We start from the raw sequence: 23,294 nt of genomic DNA, 5'->3' as shown, positions 1-23,294 counted from the left end.
TATCGGAAATGTTTTCTGATTTAAATTATAATTATATATTTTCTGATATTCAAGAAAAATATGTTTTATCGAATGAATATTCACGATCGGAATATGGGATAGTTTTCCTCCCACCTTGCGTGGAATCCCTCATGGACAGGAAATTACATCCTTCCTCCCTTGATGGAGCAACAAAATATCCTCCTAACGCCCTATTATAGAAGCTACTTTAAACGTAAGTAATTCGTAAGGAATGCGAAAGAAAAAAAGAGATTTTTATTGTATATGATAAAAAAATAACGAGTCATTGGTGGAGATGATAGCTGTGTGGTTAGTAGGAAACAGCAAGCAACCACCTATACAATATGAATAGAGGAGAGAAATGCCTTATGAAAAGACGTAGTCAAATTACATTTGCAAGTCTGGCCCTTTTAATAGCTGGAAGTTCCCTGTTATACATAACGCCAATCTCAATTGTAAAAGCAGAGCCCACCCAAAATGTATCTAGTTCGTTACAAAGCACTCAACGAGATCGTAATTCCGTCAAGCAAGCCATGAGGGATACATTGCAACTTGGAATCCCGGGGATACTCGCTAAAACTTATGAGGATGGGAAAACATGGGGTTATGCCGCTGGGGTATCGAATCTGAGCACGAAGAAACCAATGGAAACAGATTTGCGCTTTCGCATTGGCAGCGTGACGAAGACGTTCATCGCAACAGTTGTCCTTCAGTTAGCTGGAGAGAACCGGCTGAATCTAGACGACCCCATCGAAAAATGGTTGCCTGGTGTCATTCAAGGAAACGGATATGATGGTAACCAGATTACTATCCGGCAAATATTGAACCATACAAGTGGTATTGCTGAATACTTACGGTCAAAAAACGTTGATTTGATGAATGCAAAAAAATCATATACCGCTGAAGAATTGGTAAAGATTGGGCTTTCCCTACCTCCAGACTTTGCCCCAGGAAAGGGCTGGTCTTATTCAGACACAGGATACGTATTACTGGGTATCCTTATTGAAAAAATAACCGGAAACAGCTATGCGGAAGAGATTGAAAATCGGATTATTGAACCACTTGAATTATCGAATACATTCCTACCTGGCAATTCGAGCGTTATTCCTGGCACCAACCATGCCCGTGGCTATTTCCAACCAGACGGAGCAAGTGAGCTAAAAGACATTACTTATTATAATCCAAGTATAGCTAGCTCGGCAGGAGATATGATTTCTACTGCTGACGACTTAAATAAATTCTTCTCTTACTTACTCAGTGGCAAATTACTAAAGGAACAGCAATTAAAAGAAATGCTTACTACAGTTCCTACAGGAAGTTCTGAAATCAGCGGATATGGTCTTGGAATCTATGAAACTAAGCTTCCAAACGGTGTTTCGATATGGGGACATACAGGTAGCATTCCAGGGTTTATTACTCTTGTTGGGGGTACACTTGGAGGCAAGCATATGTTGACCATCAATTTGAACAGTTTGGGGAAAGCTAACTTTAAAAATATTTTACTTGCAGAATTTAGTAAGTAGGCAAACAGGAAAAAATACGCCATTCTTTCTGAAGAATCATAAGAAAGAATGGCGTATTTGTACGTCTCGGGTCCTTCTCCGATTTTGTAATCTGGATCACGAACGCAGCTGCTCCCTGACTGCCATCAATGCAAAACCGAGCAAATTTTCTCCCCGCCACTTCTCGGGCTGTTCCGCATGCGGATGATCTTGGGCCATCCCGATTCCCCATATCCGATCATAAGGACTCGCTTCGACAATAATGCGGTCACCTGTCTCCAAGAGATATGCTTTCAACTCGGCATGCTGGCTGAATTTTAATAGGTTTGCTTGGCGAACAATCGCCGTCTTGTTCGCATTCCACACAGCCTCGTCAAAGGAATGTACCTTTCGTCCCAAATCCTTCGCTTGTTTCGGATGACTTTTCCTGAGTATTTCATCACGGATGGCAAGATCGCCGAACAGCTCAGCCTTTTTCGCCATCATGTAATGCTCAGCGGTTGGGTACGTGATACCGTCCTCTACAAAAGCGGCCGGATACCATTGGCTAAAGCATGATTTGTCGATTGTGTCTGAATCCTTCTTTGTATGCCCCCAAAAGAACAAGTATTTCACTCTGGTCTTCTGCGATTCTTTGAGTAAGCTTTGGATGTCATGTATGTGCGCCATCGTTGTATCCCCATCTTTCTTTTATAGACAATCCCATGTATACGAAACCTTTGAAAAATCCAGACGAAGCAGGTCCTCCCTGCGAATGAAGAAGTTACCCACTCCGCTATCTCCCCACGAGACATAGTAATCGTAGTTGTCGCCCTCCATATCCAGTTGAAGGAGCATCTCCCATCCATCCCGGTTCACATACTTCTGGGTAAAGTAGGGATATCCTCCGATCCGTGACCCGCTAGCATCGGCGAGGTCCCAGTATTTGGAGTAGGCCACCTCATCCTCGTCGGTAGGTAGCTGATAATTCACTGCCTGTGGATCTCGATGAGGGACGTACTGCGACTCTAGTTTTCCTGTCACTTTGTATGGCCCACCCAGTACCGGACTGTACACGTCAGGGTCCTCTGGTTGAAAGGGGTCCATTTCCTGTGTGTCCATGACCTCTTCAAAATGAAGCACGTGAAAGGATTGGTCCATCAGTCCGAAGGTATCATCCTCCTTGACAAAAAAACTGGTCAATCCACTAGCGGGGTAGCCATCGAGCTGCGGCATTTGCGCCCAGTTGATTTGTGCGAGAAACAAGTAGTCGTTTCCATCTTCATCCTGTGGGTATGGCATTTGTGGCGGCAGCCAAGGCTTTCCGCCCACCTTGCTATCTGTTAAAGTAGCCGGTTCTTTCGTCAGCGTGAGCTTGATGGATGACTTCGCGGATTTTTGGATGTGTTCCAAAAACTCTGGGGTCCATTGGTTATTTGCATCTAAGAAGTTCAAGTAAGATCACCTCGGATATTGAACCATATGGAAAATGGTTACATTCATTTTATCTGAACCATCTACCTATCCGCAAATTTCTTACATCACTTGCGCAGCAGGATGCCAGCCTGTGGTATACCAAGCCAGAAGCCAGAGGTAGGCATGGCAATCACCCCGACCACGCAAATCCCGAGTATCGTCCAACCAAAGGCAGCCGGCGTCTCCATTCCCTTCTTTTTCATCAGCCAATCCGCCATATATCCGAGCAACATCAGCAAAAAGCCAAACATCAGAAACCAGAAAGCAGCAACTTCTTCTTTCCCTACCGCATTCCAAAAGCCATTAGCAACAATCTGCTGAAGCGGCTCCGCGTATAAAAACAGACCGACAACCGTATGCAGCAGTCCTGTCAGGATGAGAGTGAAACCCATTTGACGCTTGATCCCACTTACCATGTCAATTCTCTCCTCTCAAATTGGCCTATTCCGAGAATCGTCAGCACACGATACAAGATTCAATCCAGTACGTCTCAAGGCTGGGCAGCCCCTTCCCTTGCGCTAAAACGAATGATCAGCCGATCTTCCGCATATTTCGCTCCCGTCACCTGTCGTCCCATTAACACTCGTGGCAAGATGACTTTTCGCTTGTAGGCACCCGCATTTACGGTCAATTCATCCCCTGTTTGCGTTAAATCCAACGCTGCTTTATCTACAAAAGGAATCATCAGCTCCAAATGCAACTCGCCGTCCACTTCTCGAATCAGTTCCGTTCTCCCCTGATAAAGCTTGGCGGAAGGGTCTTCTGTTCCAAAAACGATATCTGCCAATTCTTCTAAAACAGGAAACCCAATCACTTCTTTTGGCATCATCGGTGCTTTCAAAATCGGCAGCGGCTGAAAGTTTTCCACGATTTCGTTCTCATACTTGCGTTGCAGCTCTCGCCAGTGGGCAAAAAATCCTTCTCCCGCTTCATCCGGAAGCACCCGATTCACGATGATGGCATCTGTATTGAACCCGAACAGATTCAAGTACGTAAACGATCGCTTTGCTTCCGCAAGTACCATTTTTTCTGGATTTACTACGATTCTCACTGATGTAATCTCCGGGTCCAAAACAATGCGTTGCATTTCCTCCAGCCCCCGAGCGAGCTGCTCGACGCTGTTTAGCACATCATCAGAGGGAAGCTCTACTTTGTTGACGATCTTGGCCACTGGGCGAACCAGTTTGATCAGCTTGCGTTCCGTCGGAAAAATTTTTTCCAACCACCAATTCAATACGTTCGGATAACTGAGCAGACGCAGGGTTTCTCCGGTTGGGGCACAATCTACTACCATGACGTCGAACTGCCCACTTACGGCGTGTTCCTTGATCTGTAGCAAACTGAACATTTCCTCCATGCCAGGAAAAACGAGCATCTCGTCTGTTGTAATATCAGTCAGCTGTGCTTTGTCGAGCAGTGTTGTCAGCCAGCCCTGAACGGCTCCCCAATTGCGCTCGGTTTCCCGCAAGCTGTTTACTTCCTGGCCCCATAAATTTTCGCTGATGAGTACGGGGTCTGGTCCGATCACAGTCCCCAATGAATCTGCCAAACTGTGTGCGGCATCCGTACTGAGTACAAGCGTCCTCTTTCCCTGTTTTGCCAGCTTAACAGCCGTTGCTGCTGCCACACTCGTCTTCCCAACCCCACCTTTGCCAGTGTAAATGACGATTCTCATCTCAATTCTCTCCTTCACGATCCATTTAATACGATTTCGTAGTAATTAGACAAAAAAAGAAGCAGGCTCGATCAGACTATTCCTCAATGTTGATCTTGATGGAACGAGCCTTTGTTTCACGAGGCTTGACAGGTCCTCCGTCCTGAAATAGTTTGGCGGCTTTGAGTAGAAGGGTAGTGAATTGCTCCATTTCTTCCGGCGTAAATGCCTCCTGAAGCCTCCCCAGCATCGTCAGCATCATCTGCTCTGATTCTTTTGCAAGCTGTTTGCCTGGTTGTGTCAGTGTGACGAGCTTCACCCGTTGATCCTCTACAGAGGTCGCCCTCGCGATGTATCCTTTGCGTTCAAGCCGTTTCGCGATGCTGGTCATCGAACTAAGCGGCGCCCCCATCTCTTGCGCCAGCTCTGACATAGTCAAATCTCCGCGGAACAGCAATAGGAGGAGGGTCGTCAAATCAGAGCGAGTCAGTTTTTCTTCAAGCTGCATCGTATCGGACATAAAGGCGAACGGACGCAAACCGGTTTTCAGAAAGAGGTCATATAGTTGCTGCATACCGGTGACTCCTTTTAGTACGATTTCGTAGTAATTTCCCCTTCAATTTATTACATATTTTAGGGAATGTCAACAGCGGTAAAAAGTATACTGCGTTCGGCTGACGTACATATTAAAGCTATTACAACTGACAGGAGGAATAAAAATGAATAAACAGCGCGCGAAAGAAATCGCCGCTTCGCCCGTCATGGCGAATGTGACCTGCGATGGAATGCCCGTATACATCCAGCACATCGATGATGACAACGACATGGCGAGAATTTACCCGCTCAGCCAGCCGGATCAGGAGATGAGCGTTCCTGTAGCCAGCTTGCGGGAGCACGGTGAGTACTGATTTTTGTCACGATCAACGATGGAGGGGACCTGTAGCGAATCCACAGGTCCCCTCATCTTTTTGTACAAATGGCCTTACAACAAGCCCTGAATGAACGGCAGCTCCAAATTCTCGATCATTTTTTTCTGACTCGCAGCCAATTTTGCTGTGATCTGCTCCTTGCGTGCGATGGCCTCCCAGGTGCAGGAAAGAATTCGTTCACCTAATCGCGGCTCGTCTGTTGGCACGATGAGCTCCGGGAGATCCAGTGAATAAGCGAAGTCAATGCCCTTGATGCGATACGCCAAACAAACGAACGGAACACCCGCAGCGGCACTCAGCACATTGGCATGCAACTTAAAGTTGATCGTCGCTTGAAAGCCCTTCATCAGCTGCAGCATTTGCGTATGATCGTGCAGCTCAAGGTCGAGAATCGTATGCGCTGGATCGTTGATTTTGTTGTACAGTCTTTTAATGGCTTCCCGATCCGGTCCCCACATGGTGAGCAAGTGGATATCGTAGCCTGCCTGGATTAGCTTCTTGGCTGCATGCGCCAGCGCATCCTCTACTGCGGTCTCGTTTTTCCCATAAATCCGGTTATAGGAAGTGCCCCAGTTGATGCCAATCGTCGGTCGCTTGTTTTTATCTACAACTATTGGCAATGATGCAGGGAGAAGCAGCATCCCCGGGTCTCCGCTAATCGCTGCCTTATCTCCTACTCCCGCTTGCTGGAGGTATTGGCGTGTAAGTGGTCCGCGTACACCAAAAAACGTCGCGTGCTCGGTGATTTTTTGCAGCATGTGGCTCATTTTATCTTGGCCATTTATCAGCTTGCTCGTCATTCTGCCGGAAGAATCCAGCTCGACTCGATCTTGTGAGTCGAATCCGCTTCCCCAGACCCAAAGATTTTTTTTCTGTTCAACAGCACGATAAGCTACATCCACATATCCAGGGATGAGAAGCGATCCTCCCCCCAAAACGACGGTGTCATACTCGCTTAAATCCTTCAGATCAACCCCGGGCAAGGAAGGTATTACCTTGTATTGTGTAGGGTCGAGGTATTTGCAAGACAAATCGTAAAAGGCATGCCACATCAGCTCGTCGCCCAAATTGTTGAATCCTAACCAACCGACGTACAATATTTTTTTCATGCTTGTCGCCCCCCCTCCATTCTTTATTTGCGCATAAATAGTAAGCAAGGAGTCACATTTTTGCGTGATAGGAAACTGATTTTGAACCCACGCCCTTCCTTGACCTCCTATTTCCTTCAATTGACTCCGGTCGCTACATGCTTGGCGCAGAGCACTGTCGATCAACGGAGGAGACGGCTTCTGCACAGAGGAGTGGTCACCGAAGTAACAGTCCCAAGCCAACTCGTAAGACGAAGGTTCCACCAAACCGACGTAGCCGTGATTCCCAATCGCAAGCACGGGCTTTCCGCACGCCATCGCTTCGAGTGCGACCCTCCCAGTCCCAATCACCAAATCACTGATTGCGTAAAACGGCCGGACATCGGTTTGCTCCCCCACAATGTGAATATAGGGCTGCCCTGCGGCTTTATTCAGCACTTTTGCCAGCTCATGAACATGAATGGCTTGCGCACCCGAACCCACCACCACGATATGCAGGTTGGGGATTTCACCCCGGAGTGTTTTTGTTGCCCGCAATACCATGTTGCACACCGTCGCTTTTTGCCAAGCCAACCGGCTCACGTACGTAACCACTGTGGCATCAGGCGGCAAAGACGGCACATCAGCCCTACTTGTTGAGCCTGACTGAAACTCTTCCATATCAATCCCATTGGAAATGAGTGTGGTCTTTACCCCACGCTTTTGCCAGAATAGTTGGACAGGTTTACTCACACTGATAACAGCGGAGCTGCGCTGGGCTACTTTTATCGCCTCATCCTTTGGGTAGTACGTTCCATGCAAGGTGAACACGACAGGAATGCCGAGCTCATTGGCTGCCGTAGCGGCAAGAAAGCCTGATGGCGTTTGATGCACATGGACGATGGTAATACGATGCTTCTTCATACACGCACGGTAACATTCGATCAGATGCTGTCTGCGTGCCGAAAGCGGCTCACGAGCGGATTCTATCGGTTCAACCAAAAAGCCTGCATCAACAAATTCTTGGTAGAAGGGGCCATTACCACCTGCATAAAACAGTTGGGCGCCTTTTTTCCTCAATGCTTTCCCCATGCTAAGAACATGTGTCTCCGTTCCGCCTGTCCTCAAACTGTCCAGTACCATCAATATCCGATCATTACTGCTAGTCAACTTTTTACCCTCCCTTCTTCCGATAATAGTGGGCCGAACGCTGCTCAGCGTGGGTCCGGTAATAATACAATGCTTCTGCTATATTGTTCACGCCTGCTCTCGCATTCAAAGCTTTAGCGATAAATTCGTAGTCTTCTGCACCCTCAATCCGGCGTGTCGGGCCACCAATCTGGTCAAACAATCGCCCTCGAAACATGCAGGTTCCGTGACAGACGCAGTGTCCCCCGTTTCCGTATACTTTGCGAATGTCATCACCGTACTTGATCCATCCAGCGAGCTGCTTTTTTTCCGGATGATCGGCCGAAAACGCATAGTAGTTCGTACCAACCAAATCGATCTGAGGATGGTTTTTCAAATATTCAACCTGCCGCGAAAGACGCAGGATATGGGAGAAATCATCCGAGTCCTGAATCGCGATGAACTCGCCTCTGCTCAGGTAATGCCCGACATTGATCGCACCCGAAAAACCAATATTACGAGGGAGCTCATGAATCAGCACCTGATTCTCTCTTGGAAAAAACCTTTTACTCTCTTCCAGCCATTCTCTGGCCACTTCAACGGAATGATCTGTCGATGCATCATCGATCAGGACAATCTCCCAATTCTCATAGGTTTGCTGGAGGATGCTATCCAAGCATTCACGTATATAAGCAGCCCTGTTGAAATTGGTAATGACGACACTTACCAGACCTTCTATTCTCTCTTTTGCCAAATTCTTTTCCTCCTTCCAGTCTTCTTGTTTTCACATCTCATCCTCGTTACCGTCCTTTGGCCAGAAACTGCAAGGCTTCCACGTGGTCACCCGCAATCTGTTCGACGGCAGGGGGCATTCCAGCGCTGGCGAAGTGTTTTTCTGGCCGGATTCGGTTGAAGGTGAAGCTGTTCACCTGATGAACCAACTCCATCTTTACACCTGCCTGGGCGTATGCTGCTTGTGCTTTTGGCGGGCAAAGCAGTATGGGCCACCCGAGCGGAGCAACCGCTTCCCTGCGTAAGGCAAAGGGGACGGTCACCATAGACCCGATCCCCAAATCCTTACGATTCAAAGCCAAGTTGAGCGCTTGGCGGCAAGCCACAAAGACATTGTCTGCATAAGGCTGATTCAAAAATACAGAAACATCATTCAGGGCTACATCCACGCCGCCCTCGCAAGCGAGAACAAATGGGTACAGATCATGGACGGGCATAATCATATCCGCATCGACAAACAACAGGATGTCGCCTTTCGACAGACTTGCACCAATCGCCCGTCCTGTATCTACGCCCAATGCATGTGGGAACTCTACGGTCGTCACGCCGCATTCACGGGCAAGCTGTGCTGTTTGATCAACCGAGCCATTGACAACCACGATAATTTCAGCAGGGTCCAGTCGAAGAACTTCCCGGATCACTTGCTGGATCGTCGCTGCCTCGTTACGGGCTGGAATGATCGCGGATACCGTTTTCGCACCGTAAAGAGTTGTTCGTCGCAAGGGCCATTTCCCTATCTGCGTAACAGTCATACTACTGTTTTTGCCGCTCACATTCTCTGCTATATCTCTTCGCCGGCCTCCATCGGACAGTCCGCCGCGAAATGGAAGACACGAGACGAGATCAAGGTGTTCGGCAATCACCAGCTTTTCGTACAAGGAGAGCTCTTTGAGCAACGAACCGTGAAGCTGTGGCAAAAACATCCGCTCTTCCGTCCCCGTTCCAAAGGCTTGCGCGGAAATGGACAGCCCGCTCATAACCGCCCGCTTGTGCGCTTGGGTAGGCTGTGCCAACTGTTCCACTCCGATTTTGGAAAGTGCCTCTCTGGTCATCGCGTGAGGTGTGTCCAGCAAGGAAGCTTCACGTAGATCAGAGCGACCGAAGAGGTTATTTATCAGCAGGGAAAAACTGTGGATAGGTCTCGGTTTTGTCAGCCTTCTGTTTCGAAAATCCTGCTGTGGCAAAACGACCTGGGCATTTCCATAGATAATCGGGAATAAAAAGCGCTGCAATCCAGACAGCGAATCGATTTGTTCTTCGCCGAGAAAAAGCAGGACATTCCCTCTTGCATGCTTGGCAGCCTCTCTCCGCCATGAGAAAAGATTCTCAACTGCCTCTGTAAGAACGATCCGAACACCGGAGCCAAGCTCCAGGGCCCTTTTCGAAATCACGATGATCTCCAGAGGTGCAAGCTGTTTACATGCGGCGATCAGCTTTGGCAGATGGGCTGTCCCAAACATGGCAGGAATTAGAATGGATAGGGGCACGTGGCCCCTACTCCCTTGCCGGTCTGCCATAAAAGCGCGCATACGTGATGCGATTGATTTGAAAGACTACTTGTTTATCGCCATAGCCTGGCTCACCTGGTGTAAGCACGGTTAATGTCGAATTGGTCACATCGACCAACTCACCGGTAGTCACGTCGAATCCGGTTACGACTTGAACATTATCTCCTATAGACAATCTCAATTTCTGTACAAAGTTCATTTGTCTTCTCCTCCCTACACCTCATGAATATAGTTAATTTGCTTGAAACTAATCAGCACACGTGAACTGCTTGGCTCTAAGATTTCAGCATAGTCCTGGCCAACCTCAATCAGGATTCCTGTGACACTTCCGGCATCTGTTCCCAGTTCTACGGTTTTATACAAATAGCGCAGCAGCACTTTTCGAAAAGAATCTTGTCGCAAATCACTGTGGTTTTCATGCAGAAAGGCGGCGAACTCTTCTGCGTACAGCTCTTTGCGAAGCGAACAGCGAATAGCTTCTTCCTTGTCATTTTCGACTTTTTCGTCTCTTTGGTCTTTTCCCCAAACAAGACGCCGGAGCCCTTGAAAATACTCTTTCAACTCTTTTTCATTCACAATTAATTTCATCTGGTCACTCTCATCTCCTTGATCCTACTCTTTTGATTTATTTTTCGCCGCTTGTACACGGTATACAAGTAAGCTCAGAAACGTACTAGGACAACGATGCATTTTTTTGATTTTAATGAAAAGTTCACGGAGTTTTTACCGAAAATCAAAAAAGACTGCGAAAAGTATTCGCAGCCCTTCCTTTGATATTCTGCAACTCTTTCATTGTTACGTACTGTTGCTTCTCTAACTCTTTGCCGCTTGAGCCTTTTCGTCCCTGTTCTTTCCTAGCTCATGCTTGATGAACAAATAGCTCTCAATCTCTCGAAGAAGGTAAAACAGCGAGGCACGCGTCTCAAATTCCTCTCGTGTTCGCGGTAAATCTGCTGCCTTGATCTCCTCTTGCATCACGCGCAGTTGGTCGATAAAGCGGTAGGCGGTATTGCCCGGGTGCACCGAGTCGCTGATTCGCTCGAGAAAATCTGCGATCCGAAGGCTCTCTGTTACCTGATGATCCAAGGAAGAGACGATCGGCATCATGCGTTCCAATAGCTCGAACTGCTTTTGTCGCATCACAAAATACTCGTAGTACGAATCGTTGCGGCGGCCTAATCGATTGCCAACATCTCGCGAGGCTAAGCGAGTCGCCGTTTCTAGTACCCCTGTTGTTTCAATCAATTCCCTCCCGTCCCAATCACTTTCTCCATGACGCAAGTAGTAGCAGAACTCCCGCAAGATTTTGCTGAACAGCTTTTCCACCTTCACTTGCATCCCTTTTAGCTCTTTATCGAGACTCGGCATGTACAGATTGACCAATAGGGCTACGCCCACACCGATAACGAGCAATGCGACCTCATTCAGCAATAGCATCCCGTCGATTCTCTTGGAAGAATACAGATGCAAGAGCACAACCATGCTGTTGACAAAGCCTTCCTGAATGCCAAAACGCACCGCGAGCGGCAAGAAAAGCAAAATGAAAAGGAGAATGGCAACCGGCGTATAACCCATAAAGGAAAAAAGACAAACACCGATTCCCAGACCCAATAAACTGGCCAGAATCCGATTCCACGCTGTCTGAAACGATTGCTTCACTGTTACTTGAATACACAAGATCGTAATGATCCCCGCAGAAGAAGCAAACATCAAGCCTAGCTGCTGGGCGATCAGAATCGAGATAGCCGTTCCAATGGCAGTTTTTAACGTACGATAACCAATTTTAAACTTGAGAAAGCCCAGTCTTGTTCCCCTCCGCTGTCAAAAATGCTTTCCTGTTTACTTTAACAAAAAGTGTCCGGGAACCAAAGACAAGGTTTCATAAATTTTCGCAGGAATGTCGGCAAGGGTATTCATGCGGTCTGGCTTGAGCCACTCACTCGGCTACTGCTTTCGTTCCTTGGTAGAACTGTGCCACTTGCCATCTGCTGTGACGATCCCTTTCTCTCCCACATAACGATAGACGAGGAGTGGTTGTTCGAGCATTTTATCTCTTCCAAAGCTCCCATTTACTTTTGGATGAAAGTAGGTGAGCATGAGCTTCTTGTTCTCTTTCACGACTTTTTTCGCTGTATTCAGATCGATACCAGCTTCATTTTTGGGAAGAGATGAATCACCCGAAGGTCCAAGGTTATACAGATGGTTATACAGATCCACTACTTCCCCTGTCTCAGCGTCGACATTGACTTGAAAGATGGTATCAACTACCGGTACGCCGTTTATCAGATAGCCATATTCGATCTCATACGGTTCATCATTTTCCCAGATTTCTTTGATCCTTTCCTCACTTGGAGCGTAATCGACCGCATATATTATTCCTAACTGATCGGAATAGAATGTTTGTACGAGCTTTCGTGCACTCTCTTGTGCTTGTTCCCAGGTAATACCCTTTTCTATTTTCTTGCTCTCTTCGTTGAACCTGATTTTTGCATTCACACTGTAATGGACTAAATGACCACGGTCGTTAATCCCTATTTTTACAGTATCTGACTTTCCGCCCTCCTCTGGTTGCGAAACAAATTCAAAATACCAGCTCTTTATTTCGTTCTCATCATATCCTTCGCTTGATTCAGAGCTTTTGCCATTCGAACGATATGTACCGGGGAGCTTTTTGAGTTGTTGCTCTGCTATTTTTTGCGCCTCGTCTTTCGTAATGAGCTTTCTTTCTGCGGTGGATGGAGGAACGGTTTTCCCTAACGGTTGTATCTTCCTTTCTTTGGCAACCTGTCCGTACGTATCAAGCATTTTTCCTGTGATGGCATCGACATACTGCGGGTCAATTCTCTGGAATTCATACACGAGCTGGTATGGTTCAGATTCCTTACGAGAGACGGACGCCATTTCCTTGTACAAAAATGTTGGAAACGCCCCTTCATCCCATTTCTTCTCAGCTTCCGCTATCTTGATGACTTTCGAAGCATCTGGAAGTTTCCCCTCAGACCAGCGCCGCTCAAAATAGATCACTTCTCCATCATTACCCACTATCAGTCGAAACCCATTCTCCAGAAAAGGAACCCCGTTTTCGATACGAGTAAAATTAACATTTATTCCCTGTCTATCGCGCGTATAGAAAATGTCAGAATCAGGATATTCATTAGGCTTGGATAAACGGCTCTGTTCTTCTTCTGTCGCTACTTGCTTAACAAATTGAGTCGCCACTTGAAACGCCTGATCTTCCGTTAGTTTCTTTTGATTTGCATCCAAGTCCTGTTCTTCCCCAAGACGCTCGTATTTCCATATTTTTCCTGACGTTGCATCCTGTTGCACACCTAAACTTCCACCATTTTCTTTATCCCACCTGGTATACCATATGGATTTTCCCCATAACATTTCAATGCCGTCTACGAATTGGGCATCTCTAAACTTATACTCGCTCAGCATCGTCAACTGCTTCTGGGCAAGTACGATTGCCTCTTTCTCCGAAAGCGTCTTCTCGGCAGCATGTACGGCTGGCGTCAGAATTTCACCCCCTACTGGAGCAAATACAGTTGTCATCAAAAGGGTAGATGACACTCCTAGTGAAAGTCCATACGATTTAGTACGTTTTAACACAAATCAACCTCTCCTCTCCATTTTCAAACAACCTTATTTTACCATTTATGAATAACAAAGGCTCAAATTAAAAAATCCGCCAATGCGACGATCTCGCACAGCGGATTTTTGGGGATGGTGATTATACTTCCAGCTTTTTCACCAGTGTTTCTTCATTCAATACGTTTCCTACTAGGAAGTTGCCGAATTCACCGAAGCGGGCACTCACTTCGTCAAAGCGCATTTCGTAGACGATATGCTTGAATTCCAGCGGATCGTTGGCAAAGAGGGTAACACCCCACTCCCAATCGTCGAAACCAACGGAGCCACCGATGATTTGCTTCACGCGGCCAGCGTAAGAGCGACCGATCAAGCCGTGGGAGCGCATCATTTCTTGGCGCTCCTGCATGGAGAGCATGTACCAGTTGTCTTGCAGATCGCGCTTTTTGTTCATTGGATAGAAGCAAATGTGCTCCCATTTTGGCAGGATTGGATAGAGACGATCGCGCACATGCGGATTCGCTTTTGGATCTTCACCTGGGCTATTTACATAGTTGCTCAGCTCTACTACGGATACATACGAATAAGGAGCTTCTGTAAAAGCAGCAAAGCGCGTTTTATTGAACGCTGTTTTGATCTCATCGAGTTCTTGCATAGTTGGACGCAGGAACATGAACACGAGGTCTGCTTTGTGTCCGAGAATGGAGTACACAGCCGTGCTTCCTTGGTTCTCACCCTCATTCGCTTCCCATGTGCGGATCAAAGCATTCAGCTCGCCCAACGCTTCTTTGCGTTCTGCTGCAGACGCTGCTTTCCACTTTTCCCAATTGATGGTGCGGAAATTATGATACGTATACCAACCTTCTAATGTAAGCAACGCTTCGTTTGCGCTCATTAAAATCAGCTCCTTAGAAAAATCTGGTGACCTTCTTGCAACATTCCCAGTATAGCATAAGGAACAAGTGCGTATTCGGAACAGATTGGTGAACAAGCAAAAGAAAAACCAAGCGGTGCATTAGCTGCCGCTTGGTTTGGTTCCTGCCAGTACGGAGGTGTTCAGCTTGCTCGCTGCTTCCTGATCTACAATGACGGTTACATCTCTATGCAATTGCAATAAGGAGGCTGGGACATCTGCCGTAGGCTCTTCCTCTAGCATCAATCGCACGGCTTCTGCCTTTGCCTCTCCACTTGCGAGAAGTACGACTTTTTTAGCGCCAAGAATCGTGTTGATCCCCATGGATACTGCCTGAGTCGGCACATGATCCACACTATCAAAATAGCGGGCGTTTGCTTCAATCGTACTATCAGTGAGCTTGACCACGCGTGTCACTGAGTCGGCAGGAGATCCTGGCTCGTTGAAGCCAATATGGCCGTTATTGCCGATCCCCAGCACCTGGATGTCGATCCCACCTGCCAATCGGATCGCTTCCTCATAGCGTGCACACTCTGCCAAATGGTCTGTCGTATTCCCAACTGGCACATGTGTTTTCTCCGTAGGAATGTTGATGTGATTGAACAAGTTTTCTTGCATATACGAGCGATAGCTTTGCGGATGGGTCGAGGAAAGTCCGACGTATTCATCCAGATTAAAGCTACTCGCTTGCGAAAAATCGATGCTTGCCGCTTGCGACAGCTTGATCAGCTCACGGTACATCCCTACCGGCGTGCCTCCAGTTGCAAGGCCAAAGACGGTCTTCGGATTTGCTTTTACTTCGCTTACGAGTAATTCAGCAGCTTTTCTGCTGAGCTCCGCGTAATCTTTCACGATCACGAGCTTCATTTCCAACCACTCCTATTCCATATAAAAATAAGTTCAAAAAGTCGTCTTTTCAGCATCGAGAAAGTGGCGAGAACCTGAAGAAGGAGGAGCCGAGTGTAGGTAAACTACATGAGCACCGGACTTCGAAGGTGAACGCCAATTTCGAAGTCGAATTCGCTCCCTGTACTACACCATGATCAAAAGACGACTTTTTGAACTACCACTTAGTATTTTCTCTCTAGGACAGCCTTCGCTGTTCTCTCTTTATAGAAAAGGGCCTTTTCCTTGTTGCGCATCGTGATTGTCGTACTGATCACATCCAGTACATGCAGCTGTGCAATTTTGGCTGCGAGAGAGCCTCCCTGCAACGGACCTTCTTGCGCTGCGGTCAAAAGCGTAATGTCCGCTACATTCGTAATCGGCGAGCGTCGATAGTGCGTCAGGCAAATGCAAGTTGCGCCTGCCTGTTTGGCGACCTTCAATGAATCGATCGTGTCTTTCGTACTGCCAGATACAGACAAACCGATCGCGACATCCCCCGGTCCCAGAGTCGCTGCAGCCATCGCTTGCAGATGCGATTCATTAAAAGCGTCCACGCGAAGCCCGATCCGCAAAAACGTGTACTTGGCATCCTGAGCTGTTACCGCTGACGTACCTACCCCGTAAAAATGGATCGTGTTTGCCTTTTGCAAAAGATCTACACAACGCTCCAGCTGTTCGATCTGGAACAGGGCCGAGGTATCCCCAATCGCCTGTTGATTGGTTGCGGTTACTTTGTGCGTAATGATGTCCAGCGAATCGTCTTCTCCTACTTCGCCATGCAAATTTTTGACTGGATTGACCAATTCCTGCGCCAACGCCAGCTTGAATTCCTGATAGCCATAGAAGCCTATTTTCCTGCAAAATCGCAAAACGGTGGTCTCACCCACCCCCGCCTTTTCGGCAAGGTCAATTACCGATGAATAAATCACGCTGTCTGTCTGCTGTAAGACGATATGGGCAACCTTTTGCTCCGATTTCGTAAAGGAGGGAAGGAGACTCTGAATATGCAAAAGCGTATTAGTCTTCGTGATGGTAGCTGTCAATGGATGGGACTGCTCCTCTTGCTGTTTCGTCATATGGCTCGCTCCTCTTGTTTTTACCCAAAACAAAATAGCCGTATTTCTACAGCTATTATACCAAAAAAGGAGTTATCCGCCATATTTATATTTTTAAGTGGAGCAATTCTCCAAACCATCAAAATGGGGTAAACAAAATGGTCGGACATGTTGCGACTCGAAAAGATCCGCTCATGGCTGCTGGAACTAGAACTAAATCGAGCGTCACGATTTCCCCTGCGCCTAGCGTTACTGTCCCTCTCGCTTCTCCACTCCCCATCGCATTGGCAACAACCAAGTAGGTGCCAGGAGCAAGACCAGTCACCTTGTACCTGCCGATGCTGTCCGTTTGGACGACCACGGTCGTTCTGTTTGGTTGATTCAGCATTTGCACAATTACGGTCGCTCCAGCAACTGGCAAGCCTGTGAAACCGGATCGAACCGTTCCTCGTATCGTACCCGTTTGAGAAAGGCGGATGATGATAAAGGTTGTTTGATTCGGCAAAACGACTGCTTCTGCTTGACCAGTACCGATACCCGGGATGGTTCCTACAACGGTATACGTACCTGGAGCCACATTGACAAAATGGAACGTTCCGTCTGGCTCAGCCAAAATATTTTGCAAGCGAGTCTGGTCTGAGTGGAATAACGATAATTGAATATTGTTTCCGCTCGCTTGCGTGCCATCTGGCAAGAGGACGATCCCCGATATGGTTCCCACGATTGGCAGCAGCTCTACCGTTGTTACCGTCGTCTGCCCATTTAGGACCGTAACAGTGCTGTAATGCGTGCCAAAGCCATCTGCACTTGCTATGACATTGTAAACTCCCGCCGTCAAGCCATTTGCCTGGAATTGCCCGCTCTGATTTGTTACGGTGCTGGCGATAAATTGGCCATTGGCAAACAGTTGCACGTTAACAGCCGCACCCGTGATCGGAAGTCCCGTCAACTGATTGGTCACCTGACCAAAGATGCTGCCTGGCAGAGCAGACATCGTGAGGATGACCCCGCTTATTGTCTGTCCAGCCGTTACTGTAATACGTTGTGTTGCTGTTGCGTAGCTATCTTCACTTGCGCTAATCAAATACGTCCCAGGCGGAAGGTTACCAACAGAGAAATTGCCCAAATCATCCGTGATTGCACTGCCGAACAATGTTCCATGTGAATCCTTCACCTGTACCAATGCATTGGAAACAACGCCTCCGCCAGTAGCCTGTATCTGACCTGTTACAGCAGCAGGAAAGGGAGGAAGCCCCACATCAATTGTAGTCGTCTGTCCGGAAAAGATCGTCGCACCAACAGGCTGGGTGGTGTAGTGTTGAGCGCTTATCGCAAGTGTATAGGTTAAAGGCGCCAGACCGTCGATTTTAAACTGACCGAGACCGTCCGTAATCGTCCGAGACAACAAGTTGTTTGTGCCAGGAAAATAGATCAATACTTCTGCCCCTACCAGTGGCGTGCCATCAAGCGCATCTCTGACGGTACCCTGCAAAACACCAGGATTCGGGTCCAGTGGGATATTGACTGTAGCTGTTCCCCCAGGAGCTACATCAAAGGAGACACTCTCCCTCTGATAGCTTTCGTTCCTTGCCAAAATCGTGTAATTGCCAGCCACAAATCCATCAATGAAGTATATTCCCTGAGCGTCTGTCTGGGTAGAATAGAGAATCGTGTTATTGTTGCCCAGCAAGCGAACGAGCGTATTCGGCAAAGGTGTGCTGAGAAGGGCGTCACTAATTTCGCCTGTGACATTTGCAGGCAGGTTCTGTAAAGAAAAATCAAGACCGGTAGTCGCTCCCAATCCGACCATAGCCGTTGAAGCCTCAGCAGCGAATCCCTTAGCACTTGCGATCAATGTATAGCTCCCAGGGGAAAGTCCACTCACCATATACTGACCCTGCGCATTCGTCAGGACAATAGCCAGTATCGTTCCAGACGGACTTCCTTGTCGAACGGTAATGACCGCACCGGCAATCGGTGAGGCCGTATCTTCCTCTCGCACAGTACCAGCTATCCCACCGGGCAACTCGTTTAACGTAAAGCTTAATACGGACGCCGCCCCTGCTTGTATCAGTGCACCAGCGACATCGCTTGCATATCCAGTTGCATTGACATTGACGGTGTACCCTCCAGGAGCCAGCCGATCAAGCGAAAAGTTACCAGTTGCATCTGTCAGTACGGAGCCCACGGCGGCACGCGTGCTATCAAAGACGATTACCGTTGCGCCAATGATCGGCAGGCCCGTCTCCAGGTCAGTCACAACGCCGGATAGACTGCCGGGATTGGGAACTAATGCCTGCTGAAGGTTGGTGGTAATACCCCCTTGCAAAATAACCGCCTGCGAGACGGATACAAAATTCAGCGCAGAAACCGTTACATTTACGACACCCGGCGGAAGCTTCTCTGCCAAAAAATTGCCTTGATTATCTGTCAATAATTGAGCAAACACAACGCCATGGCCATCCGTAATGAGCACGGTGCTTCCCGGAATCCCGAATCCCGTCATCTGATTGGTCACTACACCCGAAATAGCCGCTGGCAAGTCAGGTAACGTGACAGTTGTCGGAGTTGCGGTATTGGCTGCAACGATCACGCCAATAGTTCCTACGGCATATCCAGACGCTGATGCGATCACGGTGTAAACGCCAGGAGAGACACTCCCAATGAAAAATACACCCGATTCATTCGCGAGCAAGCTCTGTTTGACGGCTTGATTGCTATCCAACAGCTTGACGCTGATCTCGCTTCCCGTAATTGGTACACCCACGCTATTTATGACACTGCCCACGATGGACCCAGGCAAAGGCAAGAGCGCCACACTTGCCCCCGTCGTTTCTCCACTGACTACATTGGCCCCTACTGATTGATCTGCATAGCTAGGCGCACTGACCGTGACGGTATAGGCACCCGGCAACAAATGTTGAATCAAATAGCTGCCAGTCTGGTCGGTGCTTGCTGTAGCCACTACACTTCCGTTACTTATGGAACGAATCAGTACAACGGCGCCTGCAATGAATACCGCAGGATTCGTTGCGTCCGTCACCTGTCCACTAATCCCGCCTGCATTCGCCTCAAGAACAAAGTCTACTCCAGTCTTATTTTCACCGGGTCCAAGTGCAACACCAACCGAGCCTGTAACATATTCAGGGGCACTTGCTACCACGACAAATGATCCGGCAGGCAGGTTACCAATTGTATAGGCCCCGTTTGAATCCGTATAGCCAAACCCTATTGTCGTCTCATTCAAATCCAGAACACGGACAACGGCATTGACAATCGGCTGCATACCCGTGTCTTCCACCGTTCCGGAAATACTGCCCGGATTCGGGATAAGCGTAAAGGAAACGGTGGCCGTCTGCCCTGGCTGTACGATCGCCCCAACAGATTGAACAGCGTAGCTTGGAGCGGTAGCGATAAGGATATAAGAGCCTGGTGCGACCCCTGAAAATGAAAATGCCCCATTTCCATCTGCAACGAATGTATCTTTCAACAGGTTATTGTTATCAAACAATTGAATGGTCGTTCCCGGTACGACTGGAGCTACTGTACCGTTAATAGTGCCGAAATCCTGATTGAGCTGAACCTGGACAGGAGTAGTTGTATTCGCGAATACAATGGCTCCGACATGATTGGACTGAAAACCATCCGCCGAAGCACTGATGACGTATTGACCTTGCGCCAAGCCCGTGATCGCAAAGCTTCCTTGACTATCGCTGTATACCGAATGCACGACGGAGCCATTGAAATCGAGTGCATTTACTTGTGCACCGGCAATCGGCTGTAGTGTCCCTGCAGCAAGCACCTGCCCTTGGATCTCACCCGGACTCGCAAACAACGCCAAGCTGACAGGCGTATTTGTGTTGGCAAGCACAGTAGCGGAAGCACTGTTTGTTTCATAATTGGTTGCACGAGCCGTAATGGTATAAACTCCGGGTGCAAGCCCTGTGATCTGGTAATTGCCCGACAGATCGCTATTTGCATGGGCGACGATTGCCCCTGCTTGGTTCAACACGCTAACCGCTATCGAAGCACCAGTGATCGGCAGACCAGAGGTAGCATCAAAAACCGAACCTGAAATGCTTCCCGGCAAGTCTGCCAGCTGCACATTCACCATTGTTGTCGTTAATGTGGTGACGATTGCCCCTGTGATTACTGTCGTTTTATTTGGAGCAGATACGATGACAACGTACGCCTGCGGTAGCAAATTAGGTACCACATACTGTCCGTTCCCATCAGTCAATACAGTAGCCACGACAGCGCCCGCTGCCGTATTATCCCTTACGATCACAGCGGCACCCTGAATCGGCTGATTGCCGCTGTCGACCACCTGTCCTGCGATTGATCCCGGAGATGCTTGTAGGACAAAAGCAAGGGACGATATTTCCTGAGGCTGCACAGTTGCCCCCAACACAATAGTGGAGTAACCAGAAGCCGAAGCTGTCACGGTATACGTGCCTGGGGCCAAATGCGGAAAGGAAAAGGTGCCAGCGTTGTCGGTAATGGCCTGCGCCACAGGAACAATTCCCTTCATAACAATGACAGTGGCATTACCAAGCGGATTGCTCCCTGAATCCGAGACAGTCCCATTCAATACCCCTGCCAGCTTTTCCAATTGGAGGTCAACCGCTGTAGTCGCTCCAGCATTGATCCCTATCCCAACTGTTTTGCCCGCATACCCCTCTGCAGCAGCCGTAAGAACATAGTTTTCCGGACCAAGTAAGGATAAAGCGTAGTCTCCATTCGCGTCGGTTACTGTCTCTCCTACAGCAATCCCTGAGCGAGATACCACCTTGATGCTCGCATTTGGGATTCCTTCACCCGTTTGCGCATCGGAAATGGTTCCACTTACCGTTCCAAATGCAGTCGCCAAAGAAAAATGAAGTACCTTGGCATCGCCCGCTTGCAGACTGATTCCAGCTAATTGTGTGGAAAAGCCCGCGGCACTGACGCGGATTTGATAAATACCTCCTGCTAGCTTGGTCAGCAGATACGTACCAGCTCCATCTGTTGTTGTTACCGTTAACGTAATACCTGTCTGACTCAGCACTTCCACCAATGCCCCGGCAATTGGTATGCCGCCCGGACCTGTTACCAGTCCGGAGAGCTGGGCAACGGATGTTTGGAGCACTACATTTTGTGTAGTCGTCTGGGCTCGAATGACATTGATTGCAACTGTTGCTGGCTGGAATGTATCCGCACTGACTGCAAGGGTGTAGGCACCCGGCACGACATTGGTAAACTGGTAAGTCCCCCCGCCACTAGTCACTGCCTGACTTACAGTCACGCCTGTCGTATTAATGAGCTTTACCACCGCCCCAGAGATGGGAGCCAATCCGGTATCTGTTATCGCCCCGTTCACCTGACCCGGACTCTGAGGAAGCAAAATGTCTGCTCTTGTGGTCTGCCCTGCCAAAACGCTCACGAATTGGATTTTGGAGTTATAAGTCGGCGCGGTCACCGACACAGAATACAGACCAGGAGCCAATCCAGTAAACGAATAGGCACCATCTGTGTCTGTCGTCGTCGTTCCGATTAATACGGGAATCGAATCATACAGCGCGACCTGCGCACCTGCTACAGGCAAGTTCGTGGACTGGTCAAGCACCACGCCAGCCACACTACCAGCCAAGTTAACCGTGATGACAATATTATCCGAAACAGGAGAAAGCGTCCCGCCAGAAAAGCTGTCTACGCCAGTGACTGTCGCTGTGTTTAACCGCCGCGTTCCGCCAGAAGAGACCGTGAAAACCCCACTGACCGTAAATGACAAGCTGGCAGTAGAACCAGCGGCCAAACTGCCGATTGTCCAGCTGAGCACCTTCGTGAGGGGATTATAGATGACAGAGCCGATACTTGTTGCGCTTACCGTAAAAGCCGTTACCTGATCCAACTCGATCAAATCATTGACAACGACTGTCGTTGCCTGGCTCTTTCCGGTATTAGTGACAGTGATCGATCCCGTCCATTGCGATAGTTGTCCTGTAGTAACAACGGTTGGTCCTGCTGTTACTTGCTTATCGATGGCAAGGCTAGCCCGAACGTCTCCTGTCGCCACCGAAGTCGTATTGCTCAAGGAATTTTCAAAGCTAAAGCCTTCACTTGTTCGCAGAGAGTCTTTGTTGTAATTATTGTCATTTGCAGAGGTAAAAGGGAGGAAGCGAATAGAAGTAAGGGAGGTAACACCGATCGTTGAAAAAAAAGTAGCAGCCGGCATGACGAGATCGATGAAGTAATCAGGAGTGCCACTAAAATTAGAGCCGTCATTCGTCAGCCGCACACGAGCCGTGTCAAAATTGATAATCGGCGCTTGCCAGTTGGGTGCTCCACTGCCGTTTGTGCCCTCTGCCGGATCGTTCCAGGAGTTAAATTCAACAATGGTGTTTTGAATCAAAGCAACTCGGTTGCGCAAGCCTTGCACGCCCAACATCCATTGGTATGTGCCAGCCACTCCTGTTGTATTGATCAAATATCCCCAAGCAAAGTTTTGAAACCCTGTTTTTTGCGAATTTCTTGGATCTTCATTGACTCTCATCCGAAAGTAGAGATACGTTCCATCATACGCCAAAAAGGCAACGGGAAACGTAGCGTTTCCTACCAAGTCGGCAGAGCCGGGACTTTCATCGTTTGGGACGTCTCCGAATGGACTTCCCCCGAGCATAAACGGGATGAATTGACTGTCAGACGGATAGGCCATTTTTTCTTTCCTCACCTCTCCCCTCTAACATATGTACATAGAGTGATATGGCCCCACACTCTCTTTGCTAATTGGCTTATCCGTGCCCGTCCCAACAAAAAAAGGGCCATCGCCCGCA

Annotated in this window: 18 protein-coding genes; 2 read left to right on the top strand and 16 right to left on the bottom strand. The window is 48.4% G+C overall.

Translation table 11 applies throughout. The annotated features are described in order from the left end of the window. Positions 1-368: 368 nt before the first annotated feature. A complete protein-coding gene (locus E8L90_RS00490) occupies positions 369-1,523 on the top strand; it encodes a serine hydrolase domain-containing protein (protein WP_137027527.1) in 1,155 nt (384 codons plus the stop codon). 96 nt (positions 1,524-1,619) lie between these two features. Here the strand turns inward: E8L90_RS00490 and E8L90_RS00485 are convergent, their stop codons facing one another. From E8L90_RS00485 to E8L90_RS00465, 5 genes are all read right to left on the bottom strand, one after another. Continuing rightward, positions 1,620-2,171 (bottom strand): NADAR family protein, encoded by a 552-nt coding sequence (locus tag E8L90_RS00485; protein ID WP_137027526.1) that lies wholly within the window; start codon positions 2,169-2,171, stop codon positions 1,620-1,622. 21 nt (positions 2,172-2,192) lie between these two features. Next, positions 2,193-2,936: a YwqG family protein gene (locus tag E8L90_RS00480; RefSeq protein ID WP_137027525.1), complete on the bottom strand. Its 744-nt coding sequence runs from the start codon at positions 2,934-2,936 to the stop codon at positions 2,193-2,195. Between the two features lie 86 nt (positions 2,937-3,022). Next, positions 3,023-3,373: a DUF6463 family protein gene (locus E8L90_RS00475; protein WP_137027524.1), complete on the bottom strand. Its 351-nt coding sequence runs from the start codon at positions 3,371-3,373 to the stop codon at positions 3,023-3,025. A gap of 74 nt (positions 3,374-3,447) precedes the next feature. Further along, the gene (locus E8L90_RS00470; RefSeq protein WP_137027523.1) at positions 3,448-4,632 is read right to left on the bottom strand and encodes an ArsA family ATPase; all 1,185 of its coding nucleotides are present in this window, start codon (positions 4,630-4,632) and stop codon (positions 3,448-3,450) included. A 76-nt stretch (positions 4,633-4,708) separates the two neighbouring features. Beyond that, complete coding sequence (locus tag E8L90_RS00465) at positions 4,709-5,185, bottom strand: MarR family winged helix-turn-helix transcriptional regulator (protein ID WP_137027522.1); 477 nt, start codon at positions 5,183-5,185, stop codon at positions 4,709-4,711. Positions 5,186-5,330: 145 nt separating this feature from the next. On the opposite strand from E8L90_RS00465, the gene E8L90_RS00460 reads away from it, so the two are divergent. Continuing rightward, positions 5,331-5,519 carry an H-type small acid-soluble spore protein gene (locus E8L90_RS00460; protein WP_137027521.1) on the top strand — a complete coding sequence of 63 codons (189 nt, stop codon included), beginning with the start codon at positions 5,331-5,333 and terminating at the stop codon, positions 5,517-5,519. 74 nt (positions 5,520-5,593) lie between these two features. Here E8L90_RS00460 and E8L90_RS00455 read toward each other — a convergent pair whose 3' ends face one another. From E8L90_RS00455 to E8L90_RS00405, 11 genes are all read right to left on the bottom strand, one after another. After that, positions 5,594-7,777 carry a polysaccharide pyruvyl transferase family protein gene (locus tag E8L90_RS00455; protein WP_137027520.1) on the bottom strand — a complete coding sequence of 728 codons (2,184 nt, stop codon included), beginning with the start codon at positions 7,775-7,777 and terminating at the stop codon, positions 5,594-5,596. 4 nt (positions 7,778-7,781) lie between these two features. Beyond that, positions 7,782-8,489, bottom strand: coding sequence for a glycosyltransferase family 2 protein (locus tag E8L90_RS00450; RefSeq protein WP_137027519.1), 708 nt, complete (start codon positions 8,487-8,489; stop codon positions 7,782-7,784). 46 nt (positions 8,490-8,535) lie between these two features. Next, positions 8,536-10,014 (bottom strand): glycosyltransferase, encoded by a 1,479-nt coding sequence (locus tag E8L90_RS00445; protein ID WP_244297114.1) that lies wholly within the window; start codon positions 10,012-10,014, stop codon positions 8,536-8,538. 7 nt (positions 10,015-10,021) lie between these two features. Next, positions 10,022-10,234: a hypothetical protein gene (locus tag E8L90_RS00440; protein WP_137027518.1), complete on the bottom strand. Its 213-nt coding sequence runs from the start codon at positions 10,232-10,234 to the stop codon at positions 10,022-10,024. Positions 10,235-10,248: 14 nt separating this feature from the next. Beyond that, a complete protein-coding gene (locus tag E8L90_RS00435) occupies positions 10,249-10,623 on the bottom strand; it encodes a DUF2642 domain-containing protein (protein ID WP_137027517.1) in 375 nt (124 codons plus the stop codon). A 225-nt stretch (positions 10,624-10,848) separates the two neighbouring features. Then, complete coding sequence (locus tag E8L90_RS00430) at positions 10,849-11,817, bottom strand: aromatic acid exporter family protein (RefSeq protein ID WP_341870823.1); 969 nt, start codon at positions 11,815-11,817, stop codon at positions 10,849-10,851. 162 nt (positions 11,818-11,979) lie between these two features. Next, positions 11,980-13,647 (bottom strand): YcdB/YcdC domain-containing protein, encoded by a 1,668-nt coding sequence (locus E8L90_RS00425; RefSeq protein WP_244297113.1) that lies wholly within the window; start codon positions 13,645-13,647, stop codon positions 11,980-11,982. A gap of 121 nt (positions 13,648-13,768) precedes the next feature. Continuing rightward, on the bottom strand, positions 13,769-14,521 hold the full coding sequence (hemQ, locus tag E8L90_RS00420; protein ID WP_137027515.1) for a hydrogen peroxide-dependent heme synthase: 753 nt from the start codon (positions 14,519-14,521) through the stop codon (positions 13,769-13,771). 120 nt (positions 14,522-14,641) lie between these two features. Then, the gene (nagB, locus tag E8L90_RS00415) at positions 14,642-15,406 is read right to left on the bottom strand and encodes a glucosamine-6-phosphate deaminase (protein ID WP_137027514.1); all 765 of its coding nucleotides are present in this window, start codon (positions 15,404-15,406) and stop codon (positions 14,642-14,644) included. Between the two features lie 203 nt (positions 15,407-15,609). After that, the gene (locus E8L90_RS00410; protein ID WP_137027513.1) at positions 15,610-16,503 is read right to left on the bottom strand and encodes a MurR/RpiR family transcriptional regulator; all 894 of its coding nucleotides are present in this window, start codon (positions 16,501-16,503) and stop codon (positions 15,610-15,612) included. A 118-nt stretch (positions 16,504-16,621) separates the two neighbouring features. After that, complete coding sequence (locus tag E8L90_RS00405; protein WP_244297112.1) at positions 16,622-23,191, bottom strand: carboxypeptidase regulatory-like domain-containing protein; 6,570 nt, start codon at positions 23,189-23,191, stop codon at positions 16,622-16,624. Positions 23,192-23,294 lie beyond the last annotated feature (103 nt).

Source organism: Brevibacillus antibioticus, from assembly GCF_005217615.1.
Classification (GTDB): Bacteria; Bacillota; Bacilli; order Brevibacillales; family Brevibacillaceae; genus Brevibacillus; species Brevibacillus antibioticus.
Note: the sequence above shows the minus strand (reverse complement) of the source record. Positions and strands in the feature narration are given on the sequence as shown.

Bases quoted from the DNA above. Each gene is read 5' to 3' on its own strand.
- E8L90_RS00490 (WP_137027527.1), top strand. From the start codon at position 369: ATGAAAAGACGTAGTCAAATTACATTTGCAAGTCTGGCCCTTTTAATA.
- E8L90_RS00485 (WP_137027526.1), bottom strand. From the start codon at position 2,171: ATGGCGCACATACATGACATCCAAAGCTTACTCAAAGAATCGCAGAAG.
- E8L90_RS00475 (WP_137027524.1), bottom strand. From the start codon at position 3,373: ATGGTAAGTGGGATCAAGCGTCAAATGGGTTTCACTCTCATCCTGACA.
- E8L90_RS00470 (WP_137027523.1), bottom strand. From the start codon at position 4,632: ATGAGAATCGTCATTTACACTGGCAAAGGTGGGGTTGGGAAGACGAGT.
- E8L90_RS00465 (WP_137027522.1), bottom strand. From the start codon at position 5,185: ATGCAGCAACTATATGACCTCTTTCTGAAAACCGGTTTGCGTCCGTTC.
- E8L90_RS00460 (WP_137027521.1), top strand. From the start codon at position 5,331: ATGAATAAACAGCGCGCGAAAGAAATCGCCGCTTCGCCCGTCATGGCG.
- E8L90_RS00440 (WP_137027518.1), bottom strand. From the start codon at position 10,234: ATGAACTTTGTACAGAAATTGAGATTGTCTATAGGAGATAATGTTCAA.
- E8L90_RS00435 (WP_137027517.1), bottom strand. From the start codon at position 10,623: ATGAAATTAATTGTGAATGAAAAAGAGTTGAAAGAGTATTTTCAAGGG.
- hemQ (WP_137027515.1), bottom strand. From the start codon at position 14,521: ATGAGCGCAAACGAAGCGTTGCTTACATTAGAAGGTTGGTATACGTAT.
- nagB (WP_137027514.1), bottom strand. From the start codon at position 15,406: ATGAAGCTCGTGATCGTGAAAGATTACGCGGAGCTCAGCAGAAAAGCT.
- E8L90_RS00410 (WP_137027513.1), bottom strand. From the start codon at position 16,503: ATGACGAAACAGCAAGAGGAGCAGTCCCATCCATTGACAGCTACCATC.